Genomic DNA, 24664 nt, shown 5'->3' with positions numbered 1-24664 from the left:
TTTTATCGACTCCTTTCATCAGTTTTATTATAATCAAGATAGAGGGGAAAATCTATTTTTTCTCTTCTTGTTTTATTGTCGAAATATTGTATCGTGTTTTTTCAGTATAGGGGTATGGAATAAGTTTGTAAAATGATGTGCTTATGTAATAAGACATCTGAATATACTGTTGGGACAAGAAGTGGGGGAGAAGAAATGGTTAATGTTCAAGTGTATGGGACGAAAGTAATTTGTGCGAGCTGCGTCGGAATGCCATCTTCAACAGAAACGTTTGAATGGTTACAAGCGGCAATTGGTCGTAAATATGAAGGACAAGAAAATAAATTTAATTTCGAGTATATTGATTTCCAAGAAGAACAAGAAGATGCAGATAAAAAAGCATTCGCAGAGCGCGTAGTGGAAGAAGATTTATTTTATCCGGTCGTTCTTGTAAATGGAGAAATTGTTGGAGAAGGAAATCCTCGTTTGAAGGATGTTTATGAAGAAATCGAGAAATATTTATAAAACAAGAAGTCTTTGCGAATTTGCAAAGGCTTTTTTTATTGGAGGGATAGATATGAAAAATGGAGTGAAGCATGCGTTACCAACGGAAGTACAACAGTTAATGGAGCGGTACACAGTAGAATTAAAAGAAATTTTTTTAGATGAAAAAATAGTAGGGGTATATATTTACGGCTCCATCGCACTTGGTGCATTTTATGCAGAAACGAGCGATGTTGATTTTGTTACAGTAATAAGTGATTCCGTGAATGAAGCTGAAAAACAGCAGCTTGTGGAACTACATAAGAAACTTAGTGATAATACGCTAGGTAAAAGAATGGACGGTATGTATATTCTGCTTGCTGACTTAGGGAAATACAATGATGAAATGAACGAGTACGTGTATTGTGCAGATGGTAAAGCTAATGTTGGTCATTGGGACATTAATGCGGTCACATGGTGGACGTTGAAAAATCAAGGCATTACAGTTACAGGAAAAGAAGCAGAAGATCTTCCGCTGCAAATACAATGGAATGATGTAGTAAATACGATGAAATACAACGTAGAACAGTACTGGAGTGAAAAGGTGAAGAAGCCATATTTATTTTTTATAGAAGAGTGGATAGAATCAGCTGTCGTTACGATGGGACGCATTTTATATACACTAGATTATAAAACAATCGTTTCAAAAGATAGAGGATTGCAATACTTGTCAGAACGTTCAGCGGAAGAATGGGAGCTTTTATTAAAAGAAGTAGCTAGAATACGGCAGAACCCAAAAGAAAAGCGAATGCTCTCAAGGTGGAGAAGAGCAGATATGACGAAGAGGTACTTACTGCATTTAATTGAGATGTGTAGAGAGAAATGGTAGGGAAGAAAATGGACAATACAGTGGGGTGTATTGTCTTTTTTTATGTTAAATTTGGTATATAATGGTTTAAAAAGTTTAATTATACTGGAGGGGATAGGATGAATATAGAATTAGCTACATATGAAGAAAAGAATGAACAAATGAGTATGCGCCAAGTAATTAGCATTCTATTAATTATTTTTGGGGTCATGCATGGAATTGGTTTTTTGAACCTTTTATATGATTCTTCCTTATACCCATGGTATGTAAATCATCTTATTCCACCTTTCACGTTTTGTATGATTATCGTAATGTATGCACCGGCAAGAAATTGCTGCTTACATTTAATAAAATCATTACAATTCAATAATTTTAAACACTATGTAACGATAGTAATGACAGCGATTGTAATGCTTATATATCTTGCAATATTAAATTTAGTTCTACCACATGGGCTTGGTGTGGATGAGTCTAGTATAGTAATAAAGCCTACTAAAAGTGAAATCATTTTATACGTAGTTGTGCTCACCATCTTTGCACCAATTTGGGAAGAACTTTTATTTCGAGGGATATTTTTCACGAAATTATCTCAGTGCTTTTCTACACTTACTAGTGCCGTTATAAGTGCTTTCATATTTACTTTTGGCCATCCCCTTACAGTAGGTAGTATTTTATATATTTTTGGTATGGGTATATGTTTAGCATACACATATAAGAAAACGAAGAATTTACTCGTTCCAATTGGGATTCATTTATTAAATAATTCGTTTTATTTATTAGTAAATTTTCAACTATAAAAAGACGCCTTTTTGAAAAGGGCGTCTTTCGTATTTTGTAGTAAGTAGAAAGGGCTTTATACGCATTGTGTAGAGGCAAGGTAATACAAAATATAAATAGTTTCATGTGAAACATTTTTATTATCCAATATACAAAATGATTAACTTAGTGTATTAAACGTATCATTCATAAGTATTCTAATATATTTAAAAGTAAAATGAAATAAGAAACGGATAATTGTCGGAATATATTCGATTTCCGTTCATTTTTATGAAATATGTTTACTTTTTGTTAGATTCCTTCATTTTGTCCATATACAATAAATGTATATAGAAATAAGAAAAGGATGATGTACGTGAAGGACACTGTTTTACAAGAAACGATTTCTCCACAAGAATTACATAAAGTTGTTCAAAAGAATACAGCTTATTATGATTTTAAGTGGGGTAAAGTAGAAAACCCTGCGCAAGGGAATACATGGAATTGGGTAGCCTTTTTCTTCCCAACCTTTTGGTTAGCTTATCGCAAAATGTATAAGTTATTTATTATATTTGCGTTATTGGCTATACCTAGTATAGTTATAACCCCTTTTATAGATATTCCAGAGGGGATTTATGTAACATTTAGTTTAGCTCTTCAATTAGGAATGATGATATTTACTGGATGGCAAGGAAACCGTTTATATTATAAGCAGGCTGTTCGTGTTTTTCGTAAGGGAGAAGATGCGTCTGATCATGAGAAGGCGTATTTCTTACAATCTAAGGGTGGCGCTAGTGTAGCTGGTATGATTGGTTTACAAGTTATAGTCGGGATTGTGTTTGGCGGAGCTATGCTCGGACTTTCTCTTTTACCAACTGAGCCGAATATTAAAAACGTTGTTCGTTCAACTGGTGAAGGGGTTACTTTAGAGATTATGACTGATAATCCAACCTGGAAGTTTGTGAAGAAAGAAAAAGATTATGATGTAGTAGAGTTTACTGGCTATGATTATACAGAGAAGAAAAACGTGAAAATTAAATTTGCTGTTTATTTCGATGAAGATTATTTCGAGTGGCAAGAGGTATATGAAAATAATAAGAAGTTAAGTGAAGAAGAAGTAGAAGAATATCAAATTTATATTGAAGAAAATAATTGGGGTTTCTAGAGGGAACTCGTTCATTTTGAAAAGAAGAATCTTGTGAAGGTTCTTCTTTTATTTATTAGGGGGAGAGAAATAATTTCAGCATTAATAGAAGCTCTAATAGGATCTATTAGTTTAAGTACGGGTTTACACACGAAAAAGATTGATGCTAACATACTTTACTTGCAGCAGTATGAATGGTTTCGAATCATATATGAAGACGAGAAGTATCGAAAGTTATTTATTACGAACTACAAAGTTCGCTCATATTTACAAAGTAAGTTAAGAGTTCGATTGCTCGTAAAAAATAAAAATGCACAACGAAGATTTTTAAAATTAGTAGAAGAACAAATAGAAAAAAGGCATACGAATTGAAATTTTGTAAAATACAATAAAAAATGAGAATTTGAGGTAGGCTTGTCAATAACGTGAGACTATGGCACTATAAAGAAATGCTATACAAATTTTATTTATCGAGATGTAAACATCAATTTTGATTTTTACGTATAAATAATGAACGGAGGAAATGAATTTATGGCTACTTTACCAAATTGTCCAAAATGTAATTCAGAATATACGTATGAGGATGGCGTTCTTTTCGTATGTCCAGAATGTGCTCATGAGTGGGGCCAAGACGCAGAAGCTGAAAATAATGATGGTGCAAAAGTTGTAAAAGATGCGAACGGAAACGTTCTTCAAGATGGCGATGCAGTTACTGTTATTAAAGACTTAAAAGTAAAAGGAACTTCTTCAGTTGTGAAGATTGGTACGAAAGTAAAAAGTATCCGTCTAGTTGATGGCGATCACGATATCGATTGCAAAATCGACGGTTTCGGAGCTATGAAGTTAAAATCACAGTTCGTTAAGAAGGCGTAAGTAAATAAAAGAGGAGGCGAATAGCCTCCTCTTTTTATTATGTCACTTTTTGTCGGTAAATCGATATTTCGTACAAAATCGTTGATATATTCTGAGTTATGATAGATATATTTGAAAAATCGTTGATATATTGCAAGTTATGATAGATATATTGAAAAAATCGTTAATATAATTTCATTCATCGTGAACTACGCACGATTCACCGTGCACCATAGTCAACCTCTTTCAATTGACATCGCTTATTAAAGAACGTTTTATATCCAAGCTGTAAAAAGATAATGACAGCAAAGGCAGTGCTTCCAGAAATACCGAGTATAATGGCGATTTGATATTGAATGGCTGTGAACGGCGATACACCGGATAATATTTGACCAGTCATCATGCCTGGTAAGCTTATAATCCCCATTCCGACCATAGAATTGATTGTCGGTAAAATAGCAGAATCAAAAGCGTCTCGAATGAGCGGAGCAGCTGCTTCTTTCGGTGTTGCTCCGAGCATAAGTGCACCTTCAATTTGACCTCTTTGCGACTTCATATTGTTTAAGAACGTATTTGCGCCGAGAGAAACACCAGTCATGGCATTCCCAACTAACATTCCTGTAATAGGGACGATATATTGCGGAGCATACCAAGGGTCATGACCGATAATAACGAAGATAAATAGTAGAAGTGGCCCAATTGATCCGGCGACCATGGAAAGGGCGGCTACTCGTTTTAATTCTTTAGACATCGGGATGTTAACTCGTTTATAAATATTAAAAATTGCAAAGGTAGTAATAGAAGTAATAAGAGCAATTGTATAAAATGGATTACTGTTTTCAAATACGTATGTAAGGACATATGCAACAAGTACGAGCTGAATGGTCATACGGAATGTTGCGAGCGCGATTTGTTTTTCGCGAGGTATTCCTTTTAATTTTACAAGTCCAATTAAAATAAGAATAAAAATATAGGCAGCTGCAAGTTGCCAAATTTGGAGTTCAATAACGCCCTTCAACAGAGAGCACTTCCTTTCTAGTTGCACCGTTTGCTTTACTAATCTCAATAATGTCGTCTGCAATTTCTTCTGGAAGTTGTTGTGAGTGTGTGATGAAGATAATTGTTTTTTTCTTTTTTCGTGCTAGTTCAGTAAATTGTTTCATAACGCGGCGTTCTGTATCACTGTCTAATGCTGAAGTTGGTTCATCTAATAAATAGACAGGCGGATCCATAAGTACGATACGTGCAAAGGCAAGTCTTTGTTTTTCACCGCCGGATAATGAGGAGGCGCTATCTTCTAATTGCTTGTCTAAGCTAACGGTTTGTAGTGCGCTCCGCAGGGCATCATCATTTGGAAATGGTTTTTCAGAAAGACGAAGTCCCATTAATAGATTTTCTTTAACGGTTCCATCAAAAAGAGGTGGAGTTTGCCCAAGCATAACTACGTCACGACGTAATTGAATAGGCGGATAATCAGAAATTAACTTTCCGTTATATTCAATTGTGCCGGATGTTGGAGATTGTAAATCGTTTAACATGCGAAGCAATGTGCTTTTTCCGCTTCCGCTTTCACCGATAATGCAAGTGATCTTTTCTTTTTGAATCTGTAAATAAGGAATGTGTAGTATATCTTTATATATAACGTCTTTTAATATAAACATAAATCGCTCCTTTCTGATTCTAGTTATATCGTATCAAAAAAGAGGGGGAAATGGTTATAACGAACAACGTTTTTTCTGCGTCTTGAGTTTTATTAATAAGTTAAGTAAACGATCTAATTCTTGGCTGAAAGAAATCACTTTATCATGAGTGAATCCGTATCGTTCAACGAGATAGATTAACTCTATCTTTTTCGCTTCTATTCGATTGTTTAGTTTCGATAAGTTCATAAGTGGAATGTAATGCCTCCTACAAAAGTATTTATAACATAAAAAATAAGACCGAATGAATTCGGTCTTCAAGGAAATAATAAAACAACTTACAAATAGCATACACTGTTTATCAATAGTTTTTAATATAAAAATGAAAAATAAATCATTATACATATTGAGAAAGATGTGTCTGATAATTTTTAAAAACTGATGCAAAGAAGCTGCCTACATAGTAGGCAGCCTGTAAAGTATTAACCTTTATGATATTTGTACATCCAAAGAAGGCCGGATTTTAATAATCTTGGCACACGTCCCATTAACGGTTGATTTGCGAGTAAACCGAATCCATGCTTCTTACCAAGAGATCCTAGAACACCTTTTAATTTAATAACAGGTAGTTCATCAGGGAGTGGTTCATTATTCCAACGTTTTAATAATATTTGGACAATTTGTTCTCCTTGACCTTCAGCAAGTTGGGCAGATGGTGCATGTGGAAGTGCTGCGCAATCTCCTACAACGTAAACGTGCTCGTTGTTTGGAATATTGTGATATTTCGTTAAGACAACCCGTCCGCTACCGTCTTGTTCAACTGGAAGGTTTCGAACAACTTCATTTGCTTGAATACCAGCTGTCCAGACAATTGCATCACATTCAAGTGGTTCATCGTGATTATACACAATATTTGGTTCCACTTTTGTAATGTTAGAGTTTCTTATAATATTAACTTTATGTTTTACGAACCATTCTTCTACGTATCTACTTAATTTCTCTGGATACGGGAATAAAATTCTATCTTTTCGATCAAATAAATAGATTTTTAAATCAGAACGGCTTTCGCGAAGTTCACTTGCAACTTCCACACCACTTAAGCCAGCACCAACGACAGCTACTGTTGCATTTGGTTCTAGACTATTTAATTGTTCATATGTTTTACGTGTTTGTTCAATTGATTGTAGACTATGTGTATATTCCTTCGCCCCAGGAACGTTATGATATTTATCTTCACAGCCAAGTCCGATAATTAAATCATCATATTGGATTGCTTCACCGCCATCGAGATGAACCGCTTTTTCTTCGAGGTCAATATTTGTTATTGTGCCGTATTGAATATTGAGGCGTGGGTGCTCAGGAAACGGTATACGAATATGCGTTTCTGAAATAGTACCCGCAACTAATGCATAATATTCAGTTTTGAAGCAATGATATGGTACTTTGTCGATTAATGTCACTTGTACATCATCTGGAAGTTGGTTGCTTGGAAGTAGCCTTTGTAGAATTCTCATTCCACCGTAGCCGCCACCTAGTATTACGAGGTGTTTCATGATGGATTACCCCTTTTCTGTTGAAATATCCCCTAATCATAAAATTTTATATTAATAAAATATTTTGACTTTACTCAATCAAATTATATCGAATTTGTGAACAAATAACAATGCATGAATGAATACTCTGTTGTACAATAAGAAGAAAAGTAAAGTAAACTGTTTTGCCTTTTTAGTTACTATTTCATTGCAAGTAGCATGTTATATAAAATAAAATCATCTACTTTGAAGTGAAATAGTGAAGTAACTAAATAGTTTAGGATGTATAACGAAAACAACAAGAGACAGCTTAGTTTTCTTCTTATAGATGAAGTCAGAAGGTAATTTGTTTTGTAGTACAGGGGGGAGAATTTTGATTAAACCATTAATTGAATTTTGTGTAGGTAACCTTGCAAGTGGTTCACAAGCAGCTCTAGAAAAATTAGAAAAAGATCCAAATTTAGATGTAATGGAGTATGGTTGTCTAGGGTATTGTGGTATTTGTTTTGAAGGACCGTTTGCACTTGTAAATGGTGAAGTTGTACAAGGTGCAACAGTAGAAGAGCTTGTTAATAATGTATATGAGTATTTGGATGAAAATCCAATGTTTTAAGGTGTTGCGAATGAGCAACGCCTTTTTCATTTTATTTTAGATAAAACGTTATTTTGGAGGGTAGTTTAATACTATAGATAAATAAAAAAAGGCCCTTTTTAGAAGGGCTTTTTTCTTACACAATGTGTGTAAGAGTGGCTCATCGCCAAACGTTGTCAAATATGAGAAACGGGGGACATTCATATTGTGTTCTAAAAGCATGCATTCTATACTTAAAATAACAAATTATTTTTGGAGTGAATACAAATGAGCCAATTTTCTTTTACAAAAATGCATGGTCTTGGCAATAGTTATATATATGTAAATATGTTTGAAGAGCAAATTCCTGAAGAAGATTTAGCTCTTGTGGCGGAAAAGGTTTCAAATATTAATACTGGTATTGGAGCAGACGGAATGATTTTAATTTGTCCGTCTGATGTAGCTCCGGTGAAAATGCGTATGTTTAATAATGATGGATCAGAAGGAAAGAGCTGTGGTAATGGTTTGCGCTGCGTAGCGAAATATGCGTATGAGCATAAACTAGTAGAGGAAACAGTTTTCACAATTGAAACGTTAGCTGGCATTGTAACGGCAGAAGTAACGGTAGAAGATGGAAAAGTTATATTAGCGAAAATTGATATGGGTGCACCACGCTTAACACGCGAAGAGATACCGATGCTCGGTGAAGGTGAAACACCATTTATTCGTGAAAACTTCTTATACAATAATCATCGTTATGCATTTACGGCTGTTTCAATGGGGAACCCGCACGCGGTTATTTTTGTTGAGGATGTAGAGAAGGCACCTCTTACAACACTTGGTCCAGTTCTTGAGACACATGAAATGTTCCCAGAGCGAGTGAATGTTGAATTTATCGAGATTTTAAACGATGAAGAAATGAATTTCCGCGTTTGGGAACGTGGTTCTGGTGTAACGCAAGCTTGCGGAACAGGGGCATGTGCTGCCGTTGTAGCTGCTATTTTGAATGGCAAGATGGAACGTGGTAAAGAAATTACAGTCCATTTAGCTGGCGGCGATTTAATGATTGCGTGGACAGAAGAAGGAAACGTGTTAATGAAAGGACCTGCGGAAGTAATTTGCCGCGGAGTGTATGAGTACAAGATAGAAGCGTAAAGATGTATAATAGAATGAGAACAGAAAGGATGGTGTATTTCATGATTGAAGTAACAGAACAAGCAGCTTTTCAAATTAAAGATATGTTAAAAGATGCTGAAGATGGAGAGAAGTACGTGCGCCTTGCTGTACATGGCGGCGGATGTACTGGCCTTTCTTACGGCTTAGGATTTGAAGTAGAACCAAAAGAAGACGACACAGTTCTTGAGTTTTTCGGTGTTGAATTTGTTATCGATACAGAAAGTGCTCCAATTGTTAAAGGAGTAAAAATTGATTATAAACAATCTATGCTTGGCGGCGGATTCACAATCGACAATCCAAACGCAATCGCATCATGCGGATGCGGATCATCTTTCCGTACAGCGACGAATGCTGGTAAGCCAGAAGAGTGCTAAGTTTTTAGCCGAAATAGAAAAAGACCTTTTTAGCGATGGAATAAAATCGTTAAGGAGGTCTTTTCTTTTGCCGTAAAAGCCCGATTACCAAGGCTAATCAATATTTCACTTTATTTTTGCATAGATGCAAGTATCAGTTAGTTGTTTGCCGTCAGCTGAAAAATCTTCATTACGTAATATCCCTTCAAGTTCAAAGCCTAGTTTTTCAGGGAGTGCACGACTTTTCGTGTTATTACATTCACATCGTATTTCAATCCTTCTAAATTTGAATAACTGAAATCCAAGGTTTGTTAACGCACTTACTGTTTCTGTCATATATCCACTGCCACTAAATTGCGTGTTAATCCAGTATCCAATTTCACATTTAGAAACCTTCCAATCAATTCGATGAAGGCTAGCTGTTCCAACAAAATCATTCGTCTCTTTATGATAGATAAGATAGCGAAAGCTTTCTCTTTTCAAAAAATCTATATGTGCATTTCTCAGAAGAATTTCCGTTTCTTCAACAGTAGGAATGGACTGAAATAAAGACAACCATTGCTTTAATTCATTAATGGAATCTTTAATAGCTTGTTGTACTATATCCCCTTCACCAGCTTGAAGTGGTGCTCGAAGAATGAGTCTGTCTGTTTCTATTTGTAACGGAACATCTAATAAAATAGGGTTCATATCATTTCTCCTCTCGAAACCTTTAAATTAGGACAGAATGAAACTTATATCATAAAAAAACTTTCACCCAAAAGAAATAATTCTGGAGGACGAGAGTTGCAATTTATAATAAATGAATTGAAAAATACTTTATCTCACTAATAGAAAATCACGTCACAGCATCACTATTAGTTATTATAGAACTGTGCGAAGTACAGGAATATAGTAAAGCTTATCTCCCATAAAGGAACCTCTCAAAAACGAGTAAACAATAAATATATATTCAATTCATCATTTAGAAATCCCTTTTCACATATTGAAAACTAAACTATCAGTTGGTACAGCAGCATTAGGTTGTTAAACTAATGCATATGTTAATTGAATAAGGAGTTATTATTTTTTAACCTGCTTTAAATTGAACGCATAATTCACGATTGATTATCTAAACGCAATCGCATCATGCAGATTTGGATCATTTTTCCGTACAGCGACGAATGCTGGTAAGCCAGAAGAGTGCTAAGTTTTTAGCCAAAATAGAAAAGACCTTTTTAGCGATAGAATAAAATCGTTAGAAAGGTCTTTTCTTTTGGCGTTAAAACAGAAAATGCATGTAAAGTTACTTTAGAATTTAATTTGAATGTTATTATATATAGAATATATGATAATTATTGTGAATTCGACTTTCATATTGTTCGTTTAAGACAAGATTATGCAACAGAAATGTAAATGAATAGCAGAAATATACTATTTATTAGTTATATTTAATGTTAATATTTGTAACGAAGATGATTGGTGAGGGCTGATTAAAGTTTCATTTTATATAAAAAAGGTGCATGAGGGAGAAGGCTATAGCAAATTGTATAGAACTGAATAGTTCCGTATTAATTTAAATACGTTGATTACTAAATATTAAAAAATACCGGGGGGATTAGAGTGAAGTCATTTAAGAAAGTACTTATAGTAGGGATGGCGTTGACTACAGTATCGATTTTGGGAGCTTGTTCTAGCGATACAGACGTATTAACAAAAGTAGGAGCAAAGCAACCAGCGAAGGCGGAAGGTGACGTACTAAAAGATCAGAAGAAAACACCTATGACTACGAGTAAACGTGAAAGTATTAAAAATGAGGACGCTTCATCATCACAGAAGCGTTATATTTCTCATGATGAATCTCAAAAAATTGAGGAAGGTATGACGTATACGGATATTCTTAATACGATTGACTACGGTGGTGAGAACATAAAATATTATAATAACAATGAAAAACGCGTATTTTATACTGAAAAAGATACGGATGGTACATATGAAATTATGGTTGAATTAAATACATATGGTTACGTTGTGAATATTGAACGTACTGCTATAAAGGATACAGATAAAGATAAAGGTAAGGAGAATCGGGTATCTACGAAACGTATTGAAGAGCCTGTAAAGGAATATGAAGAAAAAAACGATCGTGTACCGTGGTATAAAGATGTAAATAACAATTCGGCAGCAGTAAGTTACAATCACTATTTGAAAATCAAAAAAGGTATGCCTGCGAATCAAGTAAAAGCTGCAATTGGACAGCCACATGTGATTGAGAAATATAAATCTTATTCAGTATATGACTATACTGGTTATGGTGGAGAAGGATCATTACGTGTAATCTTTGAACCGAATGGAACTGTTACGGATGTAGTGGAAGACGGTTTACCACGATAATAAATTAGTTACGGGAAGAGTTGTAGTAAAGTTGTCTTTGATTTTATAAAGTTTTTGGAGCATCCCCGAATATAGGTGGAAAAATAATTCTATTAGCCATGTTGATTATAGTATTAGTATTTACCGAAGTTTCTTCCCAATTCAATAGCGTTATTGTGCATGTTGTTGTCGTATTATTCTTGTTGGTATATACCGCAGTATGGCAGCAATTGTAACTGGACGTAAAAGGAAGCGGAGGAGTAGCAGCTTCCTTTTAAAAGAAGGAGGAAAATATGATGGAGGATATTCTTGAATTCATAGGGAGATACGTAATTAAACCTATTATTAGTTTAGTGAGATATCTTGTAATAGAGATTATAATTGAGGGGATAATAGAAGGCGTAATAAACGGTATAAGGAAATTACGTGATAAGTGGCGAAATTGGCGTGAAAGACGTTATTGGCGGTAGTGTAGCTGATGAGAGTGCAAAACAAAAACGTTATACAGAAGTTATGAAGAAGTTTAATGAAATGATAGCAAACCACCCGCATTTAGAATCTGTACTCGTTCCAATTGGTGATGGAATGACAATTTCTAAAGTGAAGAAATAATTATTATCTTACAAAAGTGTAATGTTCATGTCATGTTTTTGAATTTCTTCTTTAAGCTCCGGGCTTTAAGATAAGAATATAAGAAAAAACATATGAGGTGAAGGAAATGAAAAGATACATTGCACTATTTAGTATTTTAGTTGTATTTGCAAGTTTGTTAGTTGGTTGTGATTTAAACCGTATGGGTAAAGATGAGTATTATGTTCAAATTACAGTAGATGGAAAAGAATTTGATAGTAAAGCTAGTGATGGGCAGAAATTTAAAGATTATGAATACAAGCTGACTGGCTTTGATAAAGACGGTAAAGAGAAAGAATTAGAATTCATAGCTCAAAAAAATCTTCGTAAAGAAGCATTCCTACGCGTATACCACTCAGATAAAAAAGGTGTAACAGCTTGGGAAGAAGTGAAGAAAGACGAGCTTCCAGCGAAAGTGAAAGAAAAATTAGGCGTGAAATAAGACAGATAGAAAAGGAATTGACGAACAGGGTCTTTTCTAAAGTTATAATATCAACGGTTTATAGTTAATCGGTAACGGTTTGGTAACAATTATAGCAAATCTTTTTCCATAAACGCAACTACTTCTGCTTGCTTCGAAGGATACAAATGGCTATAAGTATTTAAAGTTGTTGCTACATCAGAATGCCCTAATCGCTGGGCTACAACCAGCGGGCTAACACCTTTATTTATTAGATAAGAAGCATGAGAATGTCTAAACTCATGCATTACAATCTCTTTAACCATAGCAATCTTTAGATAGTTGTTGAATTTTTTATGTAATGAAGTTGTGGCGAGACTATCATAGAATTCACCAAAAACAACATAATCATTTTTAACTGGTGCTGTTAGTGCAGCATCTTTTTTTATACCTCTTAATAAATTCATTACAAAGTTAGGTAACATAATAATTCGATTAGAAGCTTTAGTTTTTGGTTCTGTAACTTGACGATTGTATTTAGTTTTGTGAATGTTGATGGTCTTTTCTTCGAAATTTATATCTTCCCAAGTTAAAGCTAGTAGTTCGCCTTTTCTTGCTCCACTATAATAAAGAGTTGAAAAGAATGCTTTATACATGGGCTCATCTACCACACTGATAAACTGTTTAAATTCTTCGAATTCCCAAAAGTTAATTCTTTTCTTTGATTCTTTTTGAAAATTCCCAGCAATTCTTGCTGGATTGGTTGTTAAACCATGAAATTTTATTCCAAAATTAAATATTGCTGAGAGTGTAGTGTGGAATTTTTTTAAATATTCCGCAGAGTATTCATTGATCATTTTGTTTTGATAGTCCATTACATGTCTAGGTGTGATACAGTCAATTTTCATTTTCCCGAATTCTTTCATTAAATGATTGTAGATGGCATTTTTTATGGTATTTATTGAAGATTGTTTCCTCCTCTGCGTATACCAATTAAAATAACTATCTGCAACGTGCTCAAAAGTTAGATTGGAGTTTGATTCTTTTTCAACTAACATTTTAGCTTCTGCTTCACGTGCTTCTTTTTTTGTTTTAAACCCACGACGTTTTACTTGCTTGGTTGTCCCATCAAACTGACGGACTCTTACTACGAAGAAATATGTACCTCGTTTGTCATCCTTATAGATCACCATAGGGGTTCCTCCTTTATATAAAGAGTGATAATTCAATTTATTGAATAGATTATAGCTTTTTTGTTACCAAAAGAAAAGATGTCCCAATGAGAACATCTTAATAATGGATTTAAGTTTGAAGAAATAACAATTGGTAAACGGCTAATTTTATGTTATGCCATTTGTTAATAAAAGGAGTCAGTCCAATAAAAAGAATCCGCTACAATCTGCAACGGATTCTAGTCTTAGAAGTTTGAAGCAACTAAGACGTTTTGTGATGGAAATTCGATTATAACATATGACGTTTAAAAACCAAATGGACCTTATAGGATTTGAACCTATGACCGGACGGTTATGAGCCGTCTGCTCTGACCAACTGAGCTAAAGGTCCTTGTATGGATAGTATATCAGCGTGTATAAAAAAAGAAAAGGCACAATCAATATGAAAGGGCCTTTTCTTTCAGCTTAATATTTCTTTAAATAAATAGAGGCGTACCTCTTTTATAGGGATGTAAACACACCCTATAAAACAGAATCATCTTTAAATCCAGATTGTTAGCACACACAATAAAAAAGAAGCGAGGTAAATATTTAGATAAACGCTATGTCACTAGTGCAATTGACATATTACGCTCTTAATAATAAGAGAATCTGCTTTATAGAATGTATCCACGTTTTTTATTGTACTACTTCTATTATGTACATGGTGTATTTTTTGTGATTATGCAAAATTGCATTATTGCAGTTTCTATAAAACACAAAAAAAGACATCCAAATAAGGATGTCTACGAAATTAAACCATCTTACTTTTAATAACAGAAGAGTAAGGGAACTCAATTATTATTAAACCATCATATTGATTAAAACAGAAAGGATACTTTTATATTATCATATAGTGCTATCCGTTAATATTGATAAAAAATAGAAGGGGGTTTTTGGGGAATAGACAGAAATCAATGATTGGATGGGTTTGAATTTTTCATAATGGCTGGTTTTTCACCCTTAAAATTAAAATATAATAGCAAAACAATGGGGGAATGGGAAACAATTGTCATTTTAGAGAAACAATTGTTGAAAAAATCAAAAAAGATAATTATTTTAAAAAGAATTGTGTTATATTGGGTGCGTATATCCAATTATGGAAGAGAATTTGCAGTTTCGAAAGTTTATGAAATTAACAAAATAATATTATTGAACATAAATAGAGACCCATAGAAGCGTGTTTGAGAGGGACTCTCACACCTCCTCTCGAACCGTTCCCTAACTAGCACTTAGGAAACACTTGCCTCGTATGAGTCCATCTTATTATATCACATTTATACAATGTTTCTTATTGAAAAAATTGTTAGGATGGAGAGTTTATGTTCGGAGAAGGGGGAAGTGAATTTGCAACATGTAATGGATCAGTTGTTGAAAAGAATAGAATTTTGCGGATATTCAAGAAGAAATTTTGCTGAGAAAATCAAAGTAAGTCGTGAAACATTCAGGAGAGGACTTATTTGTGAATATGAAATGGATGTAGCAGTATTTTTTCAATCCATTGAGATTTTATTTGAGCATCCAACTGAAAAAAGAAAAATCATAAGAGAATTTTTCAATATGTGTGAAAGTATCTCTAACATTGAAGTGGCTTTAATATATTGTCAGGTTCAAGGTGAATATAATCTGATGCAACATTTAATAACAAAGCATGAAAATAAAACGAATTTAGGAATTTTTTTTAGTATATATAAACTTTTTAATAAGAGGAATAGAAATGAGTTAAAAGGACAGGCACTGCACGATGAATTGAATAAGAGGCGTTTTTCTTCGAATCCACATTGCCAGGTGATGGTTAATATACTGTATATGCTAGCATTAGCTGATAAGCCGAATAATAACGCTATTATTGAATATGTAGACGCTGTAGAAGAAAATTTAAAAAAAATAAAAAAAGGTCAAATTAAAGATTATCTTAGTATGCTAGCAAATGAAAGAAAGGCATACATGTATCTTTGGAGAGTGCAACTTGATGAATGTAGGGAAACATGTTATAAAATAATTAACTCTTCCCTAGATATTCCAATTGTCAAAGCAACATCATTATGTTGCGTTGGTGAATCTTACCAGTTCGAGTCGCCGATTATGTCTGAAAAGTTCATAGAACAATCTATTAAAAAATTAGAAGAAGTTAATGTCCCTGTAAAAACTCAAAAGTATATAGCTTTTCAATCTACATTGGCGCATGTAAGGATAACTAACAATTTAAACATTGATAAGATTGATGTTACGGTAATTCATGAAAATGAACAGGCTAATTATGAATATAACTATGGTGATCGAGAGTTAGGAGTTTTAATGTTTGAACAGATGAAAAGAAAAGGATTTACTCCTTTTCAACGTCTTTCTTATTCAAAATGTATTGGTGATATGGAAGGAATTAAAGAAGCTTTACTCGAGTTTGAATTAGCAGGGTTAAGTTTTTATGGACAGTTATGTAAGGATATTTTAATGAACAAAGGGGAAGTGCTACAATGAAAAAGAATTTAATTGCACTTTTAATGTGCGTAGGGGTATTAGGATTCGGATTATTTGGAGAAGTTAATCAGATAGAAAAAACAAATCTAGTTCAGTATATGATGACTGATCCTGGTGGAAGTTAATATAGTTAATATAAAAAAGAAAGTCGCTACTTCGGTAGCGGCTTTCAGTGCGTTTAAGGAGTGACACAAATAAAATTACGCATCGTAAAACTGTGTCACTTGATTTTTGAGTAAAATGAAATAGGAGGAATTTTGATGTTAAACACTGTAGGGGTAGATATTAAAAAGTTGGAGTTAATTGAAAAAATCTTATTATTGGAGAAAGAAACAGAATGCGAAATGATCTTACAAGCGATTGGAGAATTAAAAAAAGAGATTGATGGCAAATGAGCTGTCAATCTCTTTTACTATAATTTAGATGCTTGTTCTAAGATATTCTTCATCATGTTTAAAATGGTTTCTTGTTTGGAGCTATCAAGCTTTTCGATTTTACCAGCCATTTCAAGCATTTCCTTTTTGATCTCAGAAGATTCATCCATTGTTAATTGTTTATGAACTGAGCGTCCCAATAAGTAATCAGCTGTAACACCAAAGGCTTCTGCCAGTTTATTTAACACTTCATTACTTGGAGCATTTCTTCCGTTTTCAATTTCCGAGATGGAAGACTTTTTCAAACCTACTTTATCTCCTAATGCTTGCTGTGTTAACTTTATCTCTTTTCTAAGTGTTTTAACCCTAGTCCCTAACATATTTATCCCTCCATTCTATAAAGAGCTCTCATACACATTGTAATATAAAAGTTCACTCTAAACAAACTTTTTTGTTTTATTTTAAAAAAACTTAAAATATAATGTACATTTTTAGTGAACTTATGCTATGATGATTTCATAAGTGAGGTGAGCAATAGTGGATTTTGACAACAAAAAACTTACTTGGATTCTTCTTGAACATGGAGTCAGTCAACGTCAGCTGTCAAAGGAATTAGGTAAAGCAAAAGCTACAGTGTCTGGATATGTCAATGGTACTATACAACCGCCTTTTTCTGTTATATGTAAGATAGCAGATGTATTAGGCGTAAGTGTGGACTATTTTAGAGAGGGTAGGAATGAGTGAACTTTTAGATTATTTTTTTAACATTTAAGTTCACTTAAAATGTACTTTCGGGAGGGCGAATAATGATTGAGGAAAGCCAGTTTTCGTTAATGATAGTTGCACTCGTAATTTGTATAGTCTCTTTAACATTTTATTTTTTGGACAAGCCAATTGAAAAGTTTATAAAGGATGATGATAGCGATGTATAAAAACCTATTTATTGTTCGAAGAGAACATCGTATGACGCAAGAGGATGCTGGGAAGTTAGTAAACATATGCCAGCAAACGTATTACCTAAAGGAAAAAGGAAAACGTGATTTTACTCTTACGGAAGCAAAATTACTCGCACGACATTTTAAAACAACGGTAGACGACCTATTTGCGAAGTAACTGGAGGGGAATTTAAATGAAAAACGGTAAAAAATTAACCAAGCGTGAAAAGATCCACCTTAAATCATACAAATTGAATCCTGAGAGCTGGTTAATCTTTAAGAAGGTAGATGGTGAATTATATTTAGTTCATCGTCATACGAATTCAATAAGAGTCATTCCAAGTGTGTAGGGTGGACAAGCATTATTAAAAATGAGGAGGGGTTTATATGGACCAATTAACACCAATAAACGAACAACTGACATTATCAAGTTTGGAAGTAGCAAAGATGGTAGGAAAGGAACATAAGGAATTATTGCGAGATATCAGAACATACATTAGCTATTTGGATGGTGAAGAGATGAGCGCAAAATTGCGCCCAACTAATTATTTCATTGAAAGTTCGTACAAAGATTCATTGAATCGAAAAAAGCTTTGCTATAACATCACGAAAAAAGGCTGCGAATTAATTGCTCATAAAATGACAGGTAAGAAAGGGACATTGTTTTCCGCTTCTTACATAGAACGATTTCATCAAATGGAACAACATATAAAAAAGCAAAATGAAATCCCTACTGACCCATTCAAACAAATCGAACTAATTGCAGCAGGAGCAACTAATTTAAACAATCGAGTTAGCAAGTTAGAACATGTTATTGAAGAGCAATTAACTATAGATTTTGGACAACAACGAGTAATAGAGAAGGCAAAAGGTAGACGTATCTATTTTCTATGGGAGCACGGCCATATTGATAAAGAGGTTCATGGCACTACACGTAAGTTGTTTGGTTTGTTAGGTAAAAATTTAAAAGATGCATTTGATGTGAATAGCTATCGAGATATTTTAAAGAAAGATTTTGATGAGGCGTTAAAGTTTATTGAGGGCTGGAGACCAATGATCTAATTATCTAAAAGGAGGACCATTACGTGGAGATGATAACAAACAAAGAAGTGTTTCGAAGTATTGAAAAGAAAGCAAAACAACTTAGTTTAGTTCCTGATCAACTACAGGTCGAGCAATTACAAAATGTATTTCTTTTTAAAGAATATAAGGGAGAGTACATCTGCGTCTATTCGTGTGATAATCAAATTCATTTTGTTTCTGAAACATTTGGAAAAGGAAAGATGATCAATCAAGTTCAGTTTTTTAAAGTTTTTGGGGAAGAGTGGAATGAATATCCCTATAAAATGATTGTTTTTAATGCAATTGCTTGGTACAAGCGATGGTTAAAGTCGAATTTTAAAGATATGGACGAATTGTATGGCCGAAAGAGAAGTTTACAAAAACAGCATGAATGGTTAATGGAGATTATGGAAATACAACGTGCCAGTGAAAAATTACTGTTCATTAATGAAGTTAACAATGTGTTAAACAGAGTGAAGGAGCAAATTTTAAGTATAGGAAAGCAGGTTATAGATATTATTCAGTTTTGGGATTTTAGTATCGATGAGGTGTGTGCTCTTCTTGGAGGGAATGCAATAGAAGGGCAACGGCTATATAAAGAATATCAAGAAGATAAAAAGCATCAAGAAACATTTAAAACATTTATGGAATACGCCTTGCATAGAGGATTGGAATATAGACATCGAAAAGGACGAATGAAAGATATATATGATTGTCCATCTTATGAAATGCCTTTCTATTGGGCGGTAAATAAAGTGATATTGGATTTTATAGACAATTCACCAAAAGCGAAAGAAAAGATAAATAATTTCCTTAAAAATGATTTGGGATTAACTATGTATAGAACAGTTGAAGATTTAGAAGGCAATATTTTAGGAGTTATAGAGGATGGTGAAAGTAATTAAAAAAGTAACTTGCGCCAACAAGTTACTAAATAAAAATACTTATAAAAATATACTTATTAGAAATATAACATACATGTCCAGTTTATGAAAAGAGGGGCATGATTATGCTCCTTAAATATAAGAGGTGTTTATTTGAGCAAGTTAATCATAAACGAAGAACCGTTACTAGTTCTTCCATCATTAGCAAAGAGTATTGGATTAAATGAAGCCGTCTTTTTACAACAAATACATTACTGGTTAAATCGTTCTAACCATTTTTATGATGAAAGACGTTGGATATATAACAGTGCTGTTGAATGGTCTAAACAATTTCCGTTTTGGAGTGAAAAGACAATTAGACGTATTTTGAAAAATTTAGAAGAAACCAAGATTTTATTGACTGGTAATTACAACAAGATGAAATTCGATAAAACTAAATGGTACACCATTGATTATGATAAATTACGTTCGCTCGAAACGGTAAACGATGTGGACAATTTGACTAGAAGAAGTGGTAAAAGTGACCATGTGCTACCGGACAATTTGACCAGACCAATACCAGAGAATACACAGAGACTATCTACAGAGATTACAGAATATATAGTCGAGATAGTAAACTATCTCAACACTACATGTAATAAAAGTTATCGTACCTCAACTAAGAAAACTCAAACATTAATAAAAGCAAGACTAGCTGAAGGCTATAAAGTTGAACAGTTCAAGAAAGTAATTGACATAAAGAAATCTCATTGGTTTGGAGATGCAAAATGGGATGAATATTTAAGACCAGAAACACTATTTGGAACAAAGTTTGAAAGCTACTTAAATAGCAAACCAAAAACAAAGCAACATTCGGAAATGTCTGCTGAGGAACGGTTGGAACATTTCCAACAAGCAGCAGAGGAACAAGATGATTTGCCATTCTAGGGGTGTGCTAAATGGGGAGAGAAGAGCTTTTTCAAAGAGTGTTCAGTAGCGATCGAGAAGTGAGAAACTCAGTCAGTGTAGAGGAATTAATGAAGGCTATGTCACTTGAAGAGGGTGCATGGTGTAAAACTTGTAAAATATTTGTTCCAATGATGCAGTTGCCTATCTATTTATTAAAACATTTAAAAGGCGCAAAAGTACCGGGTGTTAATTCCACGGGGAAAGTGCAACCAGTATGCCCGAAATGCTTTAGGAAACCCTCTGCGGAACAAGATGAGATTAGATATCAGGATGTTGTAGAGGCAGCACAAAAGAGAATGCAGCAAGGGGAACAAAATCGATATTTAATGCCAACGCCAGAAAGATATATCGCTGCTACACTTGAGAACTTTGAAATGAGAGCGGGCGTCGAGAAGGCAGTTAAAGGTGCAAGGTACTTTATTGAAAATATCTCAAAAAAGCAAGAAAAAGGGCTGTTTTTACAAGGTGGATTCGGATCTGGAAAAACAAGACTGTGTTATTCGATTAAACACACTTTAGAGAGTATGGGTCCTAAAGTGATTGTATATAACGTGACACAACTGTTAGATAGGATACGCTCTACATTTAGCAGTGATAAGGAAAGTAAAGCGGAAATTATGGCATTACTCATGAAGTGCGATGTATTAGTACTAGATGATTTAGGAGCAGAAAAGCCTTCAGAGTTTGCAGCAGAGTTTTTATATACGATTGTTGATTATCGATACAGTACGTGGAGACGAATGATTATTACAAGTAACTGTAGTGATGAGGAACTACAGGAACGTCTGGGCCATTTACAAGGTGGACGTATTTTAGATCGGTTAAGAGAAGGGTGTTATAAAATTCCAATTACGGCAGGGAGTGCGAGGTAATGGCAAATAATAAGAGTGGAGAAATACTTGATGGTATTAAAGAGTTGCTGTGGAAATTAATAGTTAAAGCGAAAACTGATGAAAGAGTACGGGATTTTTTGGATGATTTTAAAAAAGTGTTAGAAGATAATAAACATTCAGCTAAAGAAGAACTTTCGGTAGCCTTTGCAAGGTTACAAGAAAAACACTTTCCTAACTTTGAAGAAGGAGAATCTAAAAATGACTGAAGAAAGAGACCAAGTAAAGGCTGAAGTTAACGTTCGAGAAATGTTAGACACTGAATTTATGAAGAAGTATGGAAGGCTTGTGCATCATTGTGTTTGGAAACGATATGCGAAAAAAATGAAGAGTATAGAACATGATACGGGTTTAGATATAGAGGATTTAACTCAATTTGGGATGATAGGTCTTATTAAAGCAAGGGATAATTTTGATCTTGAGTATGGTTGTAAATTTTCAACGTATGCTGTTCCTAAAATTATAGGTGAGATTGGACGAGCGATTCGAGATCATCAAAAGGTGAAAATACAACGGAGTGTATACAGTATAAAGGGGAAAATTCTGAGACAAGAGTTAGAAGGTGAAGAGCCAGAGGAAATAGCAAACATCCTAAATGAAGATGTATCTGTAGTAATCAACGCATTACATTATCAACCAGGTGTACAGTCCTTGAATAAAGTTGTACACCAATCTAACGGAAATGAAGAATTAACCTTGGAAAGCATGTTAGAGGATAAAAAAGCAGAAAATGTTGAGGATGTATCGATTAATAGAATGGTAATACGGGCATTTAAATCTCAATTATCACATAAAGAACACATCGTATTAGATATGAGTCTACAGAATAGGACACAACAAAACATTGCAGATGAAATAGGGTGTAGTCAAGTTCAAATTAGTCGGATTTTAACAAAAATCAACCAAAATGCTGCTCAGTTCGGTAAGGATGGAGGTCTACAGGATTGAGCGAAACAAAGGGGGTATGTATGGACAATTTGCCTTCTTTTAATGTAATACAATTTGAATTTTATAAGAAATGGGGAGCGGAAAATGAAAAAGAAAATAATTGCAGGTTTAATGTCTATTATGGCAATAACGGGTTTAGCAGGTTGTAGTACAGAAGCAGATACAGTTTCACAAAATTTATCTAAATCAGCTGATTCATTTGAGGTTCAACGAAGAGTAGTGTTCTTCAATGGTATAACTGATAAATACCTTTTAAGTATTGAGGGATTATGCGCTTTAGACGCTGGTGATGGGAAGAAGATAACTGTAACTTGCAAGACTGGTGATGGTAAATATAAGAAACATTACCTTGGATTAAGTGATAATGTAAGTTACTTCATAGAACAAACAGATGCTAAGTACGAAGATGCATACCATTACAAAGTACTGTTTAGACCGGAAGAAATTATTCCAGATATTAAGTTGCAGACAAGCAATAAATAAACTACTTTTATGAGTTTATATGATGAAGTTTTTAAGAGTAAAATTAAACCAAAGTGTTATTTGAATAGAAAGGGAGAACGAAATGAAAACATTCAATGTTACCTTTACTCAAATGAAAATGTATGAAGCGGTTGTTGAAGCGGAAACAATGGAAAAAGCAGTTGAAAAAGTTCGTAATTGCCATGTACAAGAGGAAGATTTAATTGAGAAGGATATAACGATTAATGACTTGCGTGAGGTGCTATTCAAAGAACAACAGTTCGAATGAATAGGATGCTAAAATCACGTAAAAAAGGGCTTGTTTTTAATTGAGAATACAATAAGTCTAGGAAGTGCTAAAACCGCTCGTTCAGGCTATAAATAGCGTTTAATAAGATTCGATTAAAACAATAGAGTGAAGGAAGTGTTGATGTGGGTAACTTAAAGAAAAAGAAGATAAAAAAAGCCGTTGACCGACGTGCAAGAGCAATGGATAAGGAGAGAGTTACAAATGCATGGAGAAATATTTTTGTACGGGCAGGGATTGTAAAATGAACAAAATATTTGATGAATTGATAAATGAATTAAATCAATCAATAAGTGAAAATAAAAAACTGGCTGATACTGCTCATGAAAAGGGTGATATGGGGTTAGCTGGATATCATCGAGGGGTATGTGATTCAAATCGGGACTTTGCACTTAAATTAGTAAAGTTAATACCTAGGCAGGATCAAATAGTACATTAGGATATTTTTGCCCTGTATAGAAAGGTAGGTGAATCATCATTTGTACGAATGGTTGAAAGATTATCAAAGACTAGAGGAAGAAATTGAATATCTGGAATTTAATCTTGAAAAGACACAGTTAGAATTGAAACGTTGGATAAGTGGTGATTTACGAGGAGTTCGTTTGACTGCCGATTCAAATGGTGCAAAGGTAGAAGAGCATATTCAAAGAATAAGAAAAGAAATTAAGTTAAAAAAAGAGCAAAGGGTCCGATTGATTAATTTAGTAAGTAAGTTTAAAGGGATAGATAATCAAATACTTAAAAAGAAATACATCGATGGAATGACATTAGAAGAGGTTGCAGAAAATATTAACTACAGCACCAGTCATGTTAAAAAGAAACATGCTGAGTTAATTCGATTGATTAAGTTTGCAGATCAAGAAGGTATCATTTAGGTTCACTCCTAAAATGAATCGTACCTATTGAAATAATGAATTATAGTAATAGCATAAGTTTTTAACGAAAGAGCAGCTGGTGCACGGTTGCTCTTTTGAGTTGGATTTAAGGTTCTAATTAAGTAGAAATAAAGGAAAATATCTAATTATGTCGAATTTAAATATTCGAGGTGATAATAAAATGACTAACGGTATTTATGATGAGCTTTTAAAGTGGAAGGAAGAATTAGAAACAGAGATTAAAGTGATGGATAAAAACGAACAAGAACATGAGCTTCGAGTTCAAGTTTTAATGAAAAAAATAGAAATATTAGAGACAGTAAAAACTAAAGTTGATTCGGATAGGCAATATATGTATGAAAGCGATAAAATTAAGCCTTTAAGAGATCAATTAGATTCAACTAAAAGGGACCTTGAAGGCAAAAAATTCGGTAATGTAAGCAGAAAAGAAGAGCTGAATGAAATTATTAATGCTTTAGAAGTGCAGATTGATTTACATGAGAGCATCCAATAAGGGTGCTTTTTATTATGCAAAAATTACATAGGTGGTGAAG

39 protein-coding genes, 1 tRNA gene and 1 pseudogene are annotated in these 24664 nt (G+C 33.8%); 33 read left to right on the top strand and 8 right to left on the bottom strand.

Going from position 1 to position 24664, the window contains the following annotated elements:
* Positions 1–195: 195 nt before the first annotated feature.
* The 6 genes from ATL10_RS17480 (at position 196) to phnA (ending at position 4103) form a co-directional block, all read left to right on the top strand.
* Complete coding sequence (locus ATL10_RS17480) at positions 196–504, top strand: YuzD family protein (protein ID WP_000248588.1); 309 nt, start codon at positions 196–198, stop codon at positions 502–504.
* Between the two features lie 52 nt (positions 505–556).
* Positions 557–1351: a nucleotidyltransferase domain-containing protein gene (locus tag ATL10_RS17475; RefSeq protein ID WP_141549212.1), complete on the top strand. Its 795-nt coding sequence runs from the start codon at positions 557–559 to the stop codon at positions 1349–1351.
* 98 nt (positions 1352–1449) lie between these two features.
* Entirely contained in the window at positions 1450–2127 is a 678-nt protein-coding gene (locus ATL10_RS17470) for a CPBP family intramembrane glutamic endopeptidase (protein ID WP_098235657.1), read from the top strand.
* 326 nt (positions 2128–2453) lie between these two features.
* Complete coding sequence (locus ATL10_RS17465; protein WP_072940842.1) at positions 2454–3251, top strand: DUF2628 domain-containing protein; 798 nt, start codon at positions 2454–2456, stop codon at positions 3249–3251.
* A 69-nt stretch (positions 3252–3320) separates the two neighbouring features.
* On the top strand, positions 3321–3602 hold the full coding sequence (locus ATL10_RS17460; RefSeq protein ID WP_033657549.1) for a hypothetical protein: 282 nt from the start codon (positions 3321–3323) through the stop codon (positions 3600–3602).
* Positions 3603–3761: 159 nt separating this feature from the next.
* The gene (gene phnA, locus ATL10_RS17455) at positions 3762–4103 is read left to right on the top strand and encodes an alkylphosphonate utilization operon protein PhnA (RefSeq protein WP_000212735.1); all 342 of its coding nucleotides are present in this window, start codon (positions 3762–3764) and stop codon (positions 4101–4103) included.
* A gap of 199 nt (positions 4104–4302) precedes the next feature.
* Here the strand turns inward: phnA and ATL10_RS17445 are convergent, their stop codons facing one another.
* The 4 genes from ATL10_RS17445 to ATL10_RS17430 form a co-directional block, all read right to left on the bottom strand.
* A complete protein-coding gene (locus ATL10_RS17445) occupies positions 4303–5100 on the bottom strand; it encodes an ABC transporter permease (RefSeq protein ID WP_110497249.1) in 798 nt (265 codons plus the stop codon).
* Positions 5084–5743 (bottom strand): ABC transporter ATP-binding protein, encoded by a 660-nt coding sequence (locus ATL10_RS17440; protein WP_000470263.1) that lies wholly within the window; start codon positions 5741–5743, stop codon positions 5084–5086. The genes ATL10_RS17445 and ATL10_RS17440 overlap by 17 nt, the downstream gene beginning before the upstream one ends.
* A gap of 54 nt (positions 5744–5797) precedes the next feature.
* Positions 5798–5971: an aspartyl-phosphate phosphatase Spo0E family protein gene (locus tag ATL10_RS30955; protein ID WP_141549211.1), complete on the bottom strand. Its 174-nt coding sequence runs from the start codon at positions 5969–5971 to the stop codon at positions 5798–5800.
* Between the two features lie 233 nt (positions 5972–6204).
* Positions 6205–7275 carry an NAD(P)/FAD-dependent oxidoreductase gene (locus tag ATL10_RS17430; protein ID WP_000682065.1) on the bottom strand — a complete coding sequence of 357 codons (1071 nt, stop codon included), beginning with the start codon at positions 7273–7275 and terminating at the stop codon, positions 6205–6207.
* Positions 7276–7627: 352 nt separating this feature from the next.
* Between ATL10_RS17430 and ATL10_RS17425 the strand changes: the two genes are divergently transcribed.
* The 3 genes from ATL10_RS17425 (at position 7628) to ATL10_RS17415 (ending at position 9375) form a co-directional block, all read left to right on the top strand.
* Positions 7628–7867 carry a YuzB family protein gene (locus ATL10_RS17425; protein ID WP_000595026.1) on the top strand — a complete coding sequence of 80 codons (240 nt, stop codon included), beginning with the start codon at positions 7628–7630 and terminating at the stop codon, positions 7865–7867.
* A gap of 246 nt (positions 7868–8113) precedes the next feature.
* A complete protein-coding gene (gene dapF / locus ATL10_RS17420) occupies positions 8114–8980 on the top strand; it encodes a diaminopimelate epimerase (RefSeq protein WP_000077394.1) in 867 nt (288 codons plus the stop codon).
* A gap of 41 nt (positions 8981–9021) precedes the next feature.
* Entirely contained in the window at positions 9022–9375 is a 354-nt protein-coding gene (locus ATL10_RS17415) for a HesB/IscA family protein (protein ID WP_000573830.1), read from the top strand.
* 105 nt (positions 9376–9480) lie between these two features.
* Here the strand turns inward: ATL10_RS17415 and ATL10_RS17410 are convergent, their stop codons facing one another.
* On the bottom strand, positions 9481–10044 hold the full coding sequence (locus ATL10_RS17410; protein WP_001068190.1) for a GNAT family N-acetyltransferase: 564 nt from the start codon (positions 10042–10044) through the stop codon (positions 9481–9483).
* A gap of 406 nt (positions 10045–10450) precedes the next feature.
* Between ATL10_RS17410 and ATL10_RS17405 the strand changes: the two are divergent.
* The 4 genes and pseudogenes from ATL10_RS17405 to ATL10_RS17385 all read left to right on the top strand — a co-directional run.
* Positions 10451–10543 (top strand): annotated as a pseudogene (locus ATL10_RS17405) (iron-sulfur cluster assembly accessory protein); the annotation flags it as partial.
* Between the two features lie 413 nt (positions 10544–10956).
* A complete protein-coding gene (locus ATL10_RS17400; RefSeq protein ID WP_016513190.1) occupies positions 10957–11727 on the top strand; it encodes a hypothetical protein in 771 nt (256 codons plus the stop codon).
* 405 nt (positions 11728–12132) lie between these two features.
* On the top strand, positions 12133–12318 hold the full coding sequence (locus ATL10_RS17390; RefSeq protein WP_002094183.1) for an O-methyltransferase: 186 nt from the start codon (positions 12133–12135) through the stop codon (positions 12316–12318).
* Positions 12319–12424: 106 nt separating this feature from the next.
* A complete protein-coding gene (locus tag ATL10_RS17385) occupies positions 12425–12778 on the top strand; it encodes a YxeA family protein (RefSeq protein ID WP_000833143.1) in 354 nt (117 codons plus the stop codon).
* 89 nt (positions 12779–12867) lie between these two features.
* Here ATL10_RS17385 and ATL10_RS17380 read toward each other — a convergent pair whose 3' ends face one another.
* Positions 12868–13929: a tyrosine-type recombinase/integrase gene (locus ATL10_RS17380; protein WP_000237488.1), complete on the bottom strand. Its 1062-nt coding sequence runs from the start codon at positions 13927–13929 to the stop codon at positions 12868–12870.
* Between the two features lie 296 nt (positions 13930–14225).
* Positions 14226–14299: transfer RNA gene (locus ATL10_RS17375), tRNA-Ile, on the bottom strand.
* Positions 14300–14892: 593 nt separating this feature from the next.
* On the opposite strand from ATL10_RS17375, the gene ATL10_RS17370 reads away from it, so the two are divergent.
* From ATL10_RS17370 to ATL10_RS31915, 4 genes are all read left to right on the top strand, one after another.
* Positions 14893–15123, top strand: a complete 231-nt coding sequence (locus ATL10_RS17370) for a hypothetical protein (protein WP_110497282.1) — start codon at positions 14893–14895, stop codon at positions 15121–15123.
* A 183-nt stretch (positions 15124–15306) separates the two neighbouring features.
* Complete coding sequence (locus tag ATL10_RS17365) at positions 15307–16425, top strand: AimR family lysis-lysogeny pheromone receptor (RefSeq protein ID WP_258375779.1); 1119 nt, start codon at positions 15307–15309, stop codon at positions 16423–16425.
* Positions 16422–16550 (top strand): hypothetical protein, encoded by a 129-nt coding sequence (locus ATL10_RS31920; protein ID WP_256423579.1) that lies wholly within the window; start codon positions 16422–16424, stop codon positions 16548–16550. Before ATL10_RS17365 ends, ATL10_RS31920 begins: the two co-directional genes overlap by 4 nt.
* Before the next feature lie 135 nt (positions 16551–16685).
* The gene (locus tag ATL10_RS31915) at positions 16686–16820 is read left to right on the top strand and encodes a hypothetical protein (protein ID WP_256423580.1); all 135 of its coding nucleotides are present in this window, start codon (positions 16686–16688) and stop codon (positions 16818–16820) included.
* 17 nt (positions 16821–16837) lie between these two features.
* Here the strand turns inward: ATL10_RS31915 and ATL10_RS17360 are convergent, their stop codons facing one another.
* The gene (locus tag ATL10_RS17360; RefSeq protein ID WP_110497247.1) at positions 16838–17179 is read right to left on the bottom strand and encodes a helix-turn-helix domain-containing protein; all 342 of its coding nucleotides are present in this window, start codon (positions 17177–17179) and stop codon (positions 16838–16840) included.
* Positions 17180–17336: 157 nt separating this feature from the next.
* Here ATL10_RS17360 and ATL10_RS32365 point away from each other — a divergent pair, with 157 nt between their 5' ends.
* From ATL10_RS32365 to ATL10_RS17290, 16 genes are all read left to right on the top strand, one after another.
* Positions 17337–17543, top strand: a complete 207-nt coding sequence (locus tag ATL10_RS32365; protein ID WP_021727906.1) for a helix-turn-helix domain-containing protein — start codon at positions 17337–17339, stop codon at positions 17541–17543.
* 62 nt (positions 17544–17605) lie between these two features.
* Entirely contained in the window at positions 17606–17731 is a 126-nt protein-coding gene (locus ATL10_RS31910) for a hypothetical protein (protein WP_256423582.1), read from the top strand.
* Positions 17724–17912, top strand: coding sequence for a helix-turn-helix transcriptional regulator (locus ATL10_RS17350; RefSeq protein ID WP_021727908.1), 189 nt, complete (start codon positions 17724–17726; stop codon positions 17910–17912). Before ATL10_RS31910 ends, ATL10_RS17350 begins: the two co-directional genes overlap by 8 nt.
* 16 nt (positions 17913–17928) lie before the next feature.
* Complete coding sequence (locus ATL10_RS31310; protein ID WP_181419330.1) at positions 17929–18084, top strand: DUF6906 family protein; 156 nt, start codon at positions 17929–17931, stop codon at positions 18082–18084.
* 37 nt (positions 18085–18121) lie between these two features.
* Positions 18122–18796, top strand: coding sequence for a Rha family transcriptional regulator (locus ATL10_RS17345; RefSeq protein WP_110497245.1), 675 nt, complete (start codon positions 18122–18124; stop codon positions 18794–18796).
* Positions 18797–18825: 29 nt separating this feature from the next.
* Positions 18826–19701, top strand: coding sequence for a hypothetical protein (locus ATL10_RS17340; RefSeq protein WP_258375780.1), 876 nt, complete (start codon positions 18826–18828; stop codon positions 19699–19701).
* Between the two features lie 132 nt (positions 19702–19833).
* The gene (locus ATL10_RS17335; protein ID WP_110497241.1) at positions 19834–20607 is read left to right on the top strand and encodes a conserved phage C-terminal domain-containing protein; all 774 of its coding nucleotides are present in this window, start codon (positions 19834–19836) and stop codon (positions 20605–20607) included.
* 11 nt (positions 20608–20618) lie between these two features.
* Complete coding sequence (locus ATL10_RS17330) at positions 20619–21500, top strand: ATP-binding protein (RefSeq protein WP_110497239.1); 882 nt, start codon at positions 20619–20621, stop codon at positions 21498–21500.
* The gene (locus tag ATL10_RS17325) at positions 21500–21727 is read left to right on the top strand and encodes a hypothetical protein (protein ID WP_079245645.1); all 228 of its coding nucleotides are present in this window, start codon (positions 21500–21502) and stop codon (positions 21725–21727) included. The genes ATL10_RS17330 and ATL10_RS17325 overlap by 1 nt, the downstream gene beginning before the upstream one ends.
* Positions 21720–22466 (top strand): sigma-70 family RNA polymerase sigma factor, encoded by a 747-nt coding sequence (locus ATL10_RS17320; protein WP_110497237.1) that lies wholly within the window; start codon positions 21720–21722, stop codon positions 22464–22466. The genes ATL10_RS17325 and ATL10_RS17320 overlap by 8 nt, the downstream gene beginning before the upstream one ends.
* 84 nt (positions 22467–22550) lie before the next feature.
* Entirely contained in the window at positions 22551–22949 is a 399-nt protein-coding gene (locus ATL10_RS17315; RefSeq protein WP_000726817.1) for a beta-sandwich lipoprotein, read from the top strand.
* Positions 22950–23031: 82 nt separating this feature from the next.
* Positions 23032–23217 carry a hypothetical protein gene (locus ATL10_RS17310; protein ID WP_110497235.1) on the top strand — a complete coding sequence of 62 codons (186 nt, stop codon included), beginning with the start codon at positions 23032–23034 and terminating at the stop codon, positions 23215–23217.
* Between the two features lie 143 nt (positions 23218–23360).
* Positions 23361–23483, top strand: coding sequence for a DUF3983 domain-containing protein (locus tag ATL10_RS17305; protein WP_110497233.1), 123 nt, complete (start codon positions 23361–23363; stop codon positions 23481–23483).
* Positions 23444–23674 (top strand): glyoxalase, encoded by a 231-nt coding sequence (locus ATL10_RS17300; protein ID WP_220037384.1) that lies wholly within the window; start codon positions 23444–23446, stop codon positions 23672–23674. Before ATL10_RS17305 ends, ATL10_RS17300 begins: the two co-directional genes overlap by 40 nt.
* Before the next feature lie 40 nt (positions 23675–23714).
* Entirely contained in the window at positions 23715–24110 is a 396-nt protein-coding gene (locus ATL10_RS17295) for a hypothetical protein (RefSeq protein ID WP_162841978.1), read from the top strand.
* A gap of 181 nt (positions 24111–24291) precedes the next feature.
* On the top strand, positions 24292–24624 hold the full coding sequence (locus tag ATL10_RS17290; protein WP_110497229.1) for a hypothetical protein: 333 nt from the start codon (positions 24292–24294) through the stop codon (positions 24622–24624).
* Positions 24625–24664 lie beyond the last annotated feature (40 nt).

This window comes from Bacillus sp. 196mf (assembly GCF_003217275.1).
In the GTDB taxonomy this organism is placed as follows: domain Bacteria; phylum Bacillota; class Bacilli; order Bacillales; family Bacillaceae_G; genus Bacillus_A; species Bacillus_A thuringiensis_S.
Note: the sequence above shows the minus strand (reverse complement) of the source record. Positions and strands in the feature narration are given on the sequence as shown.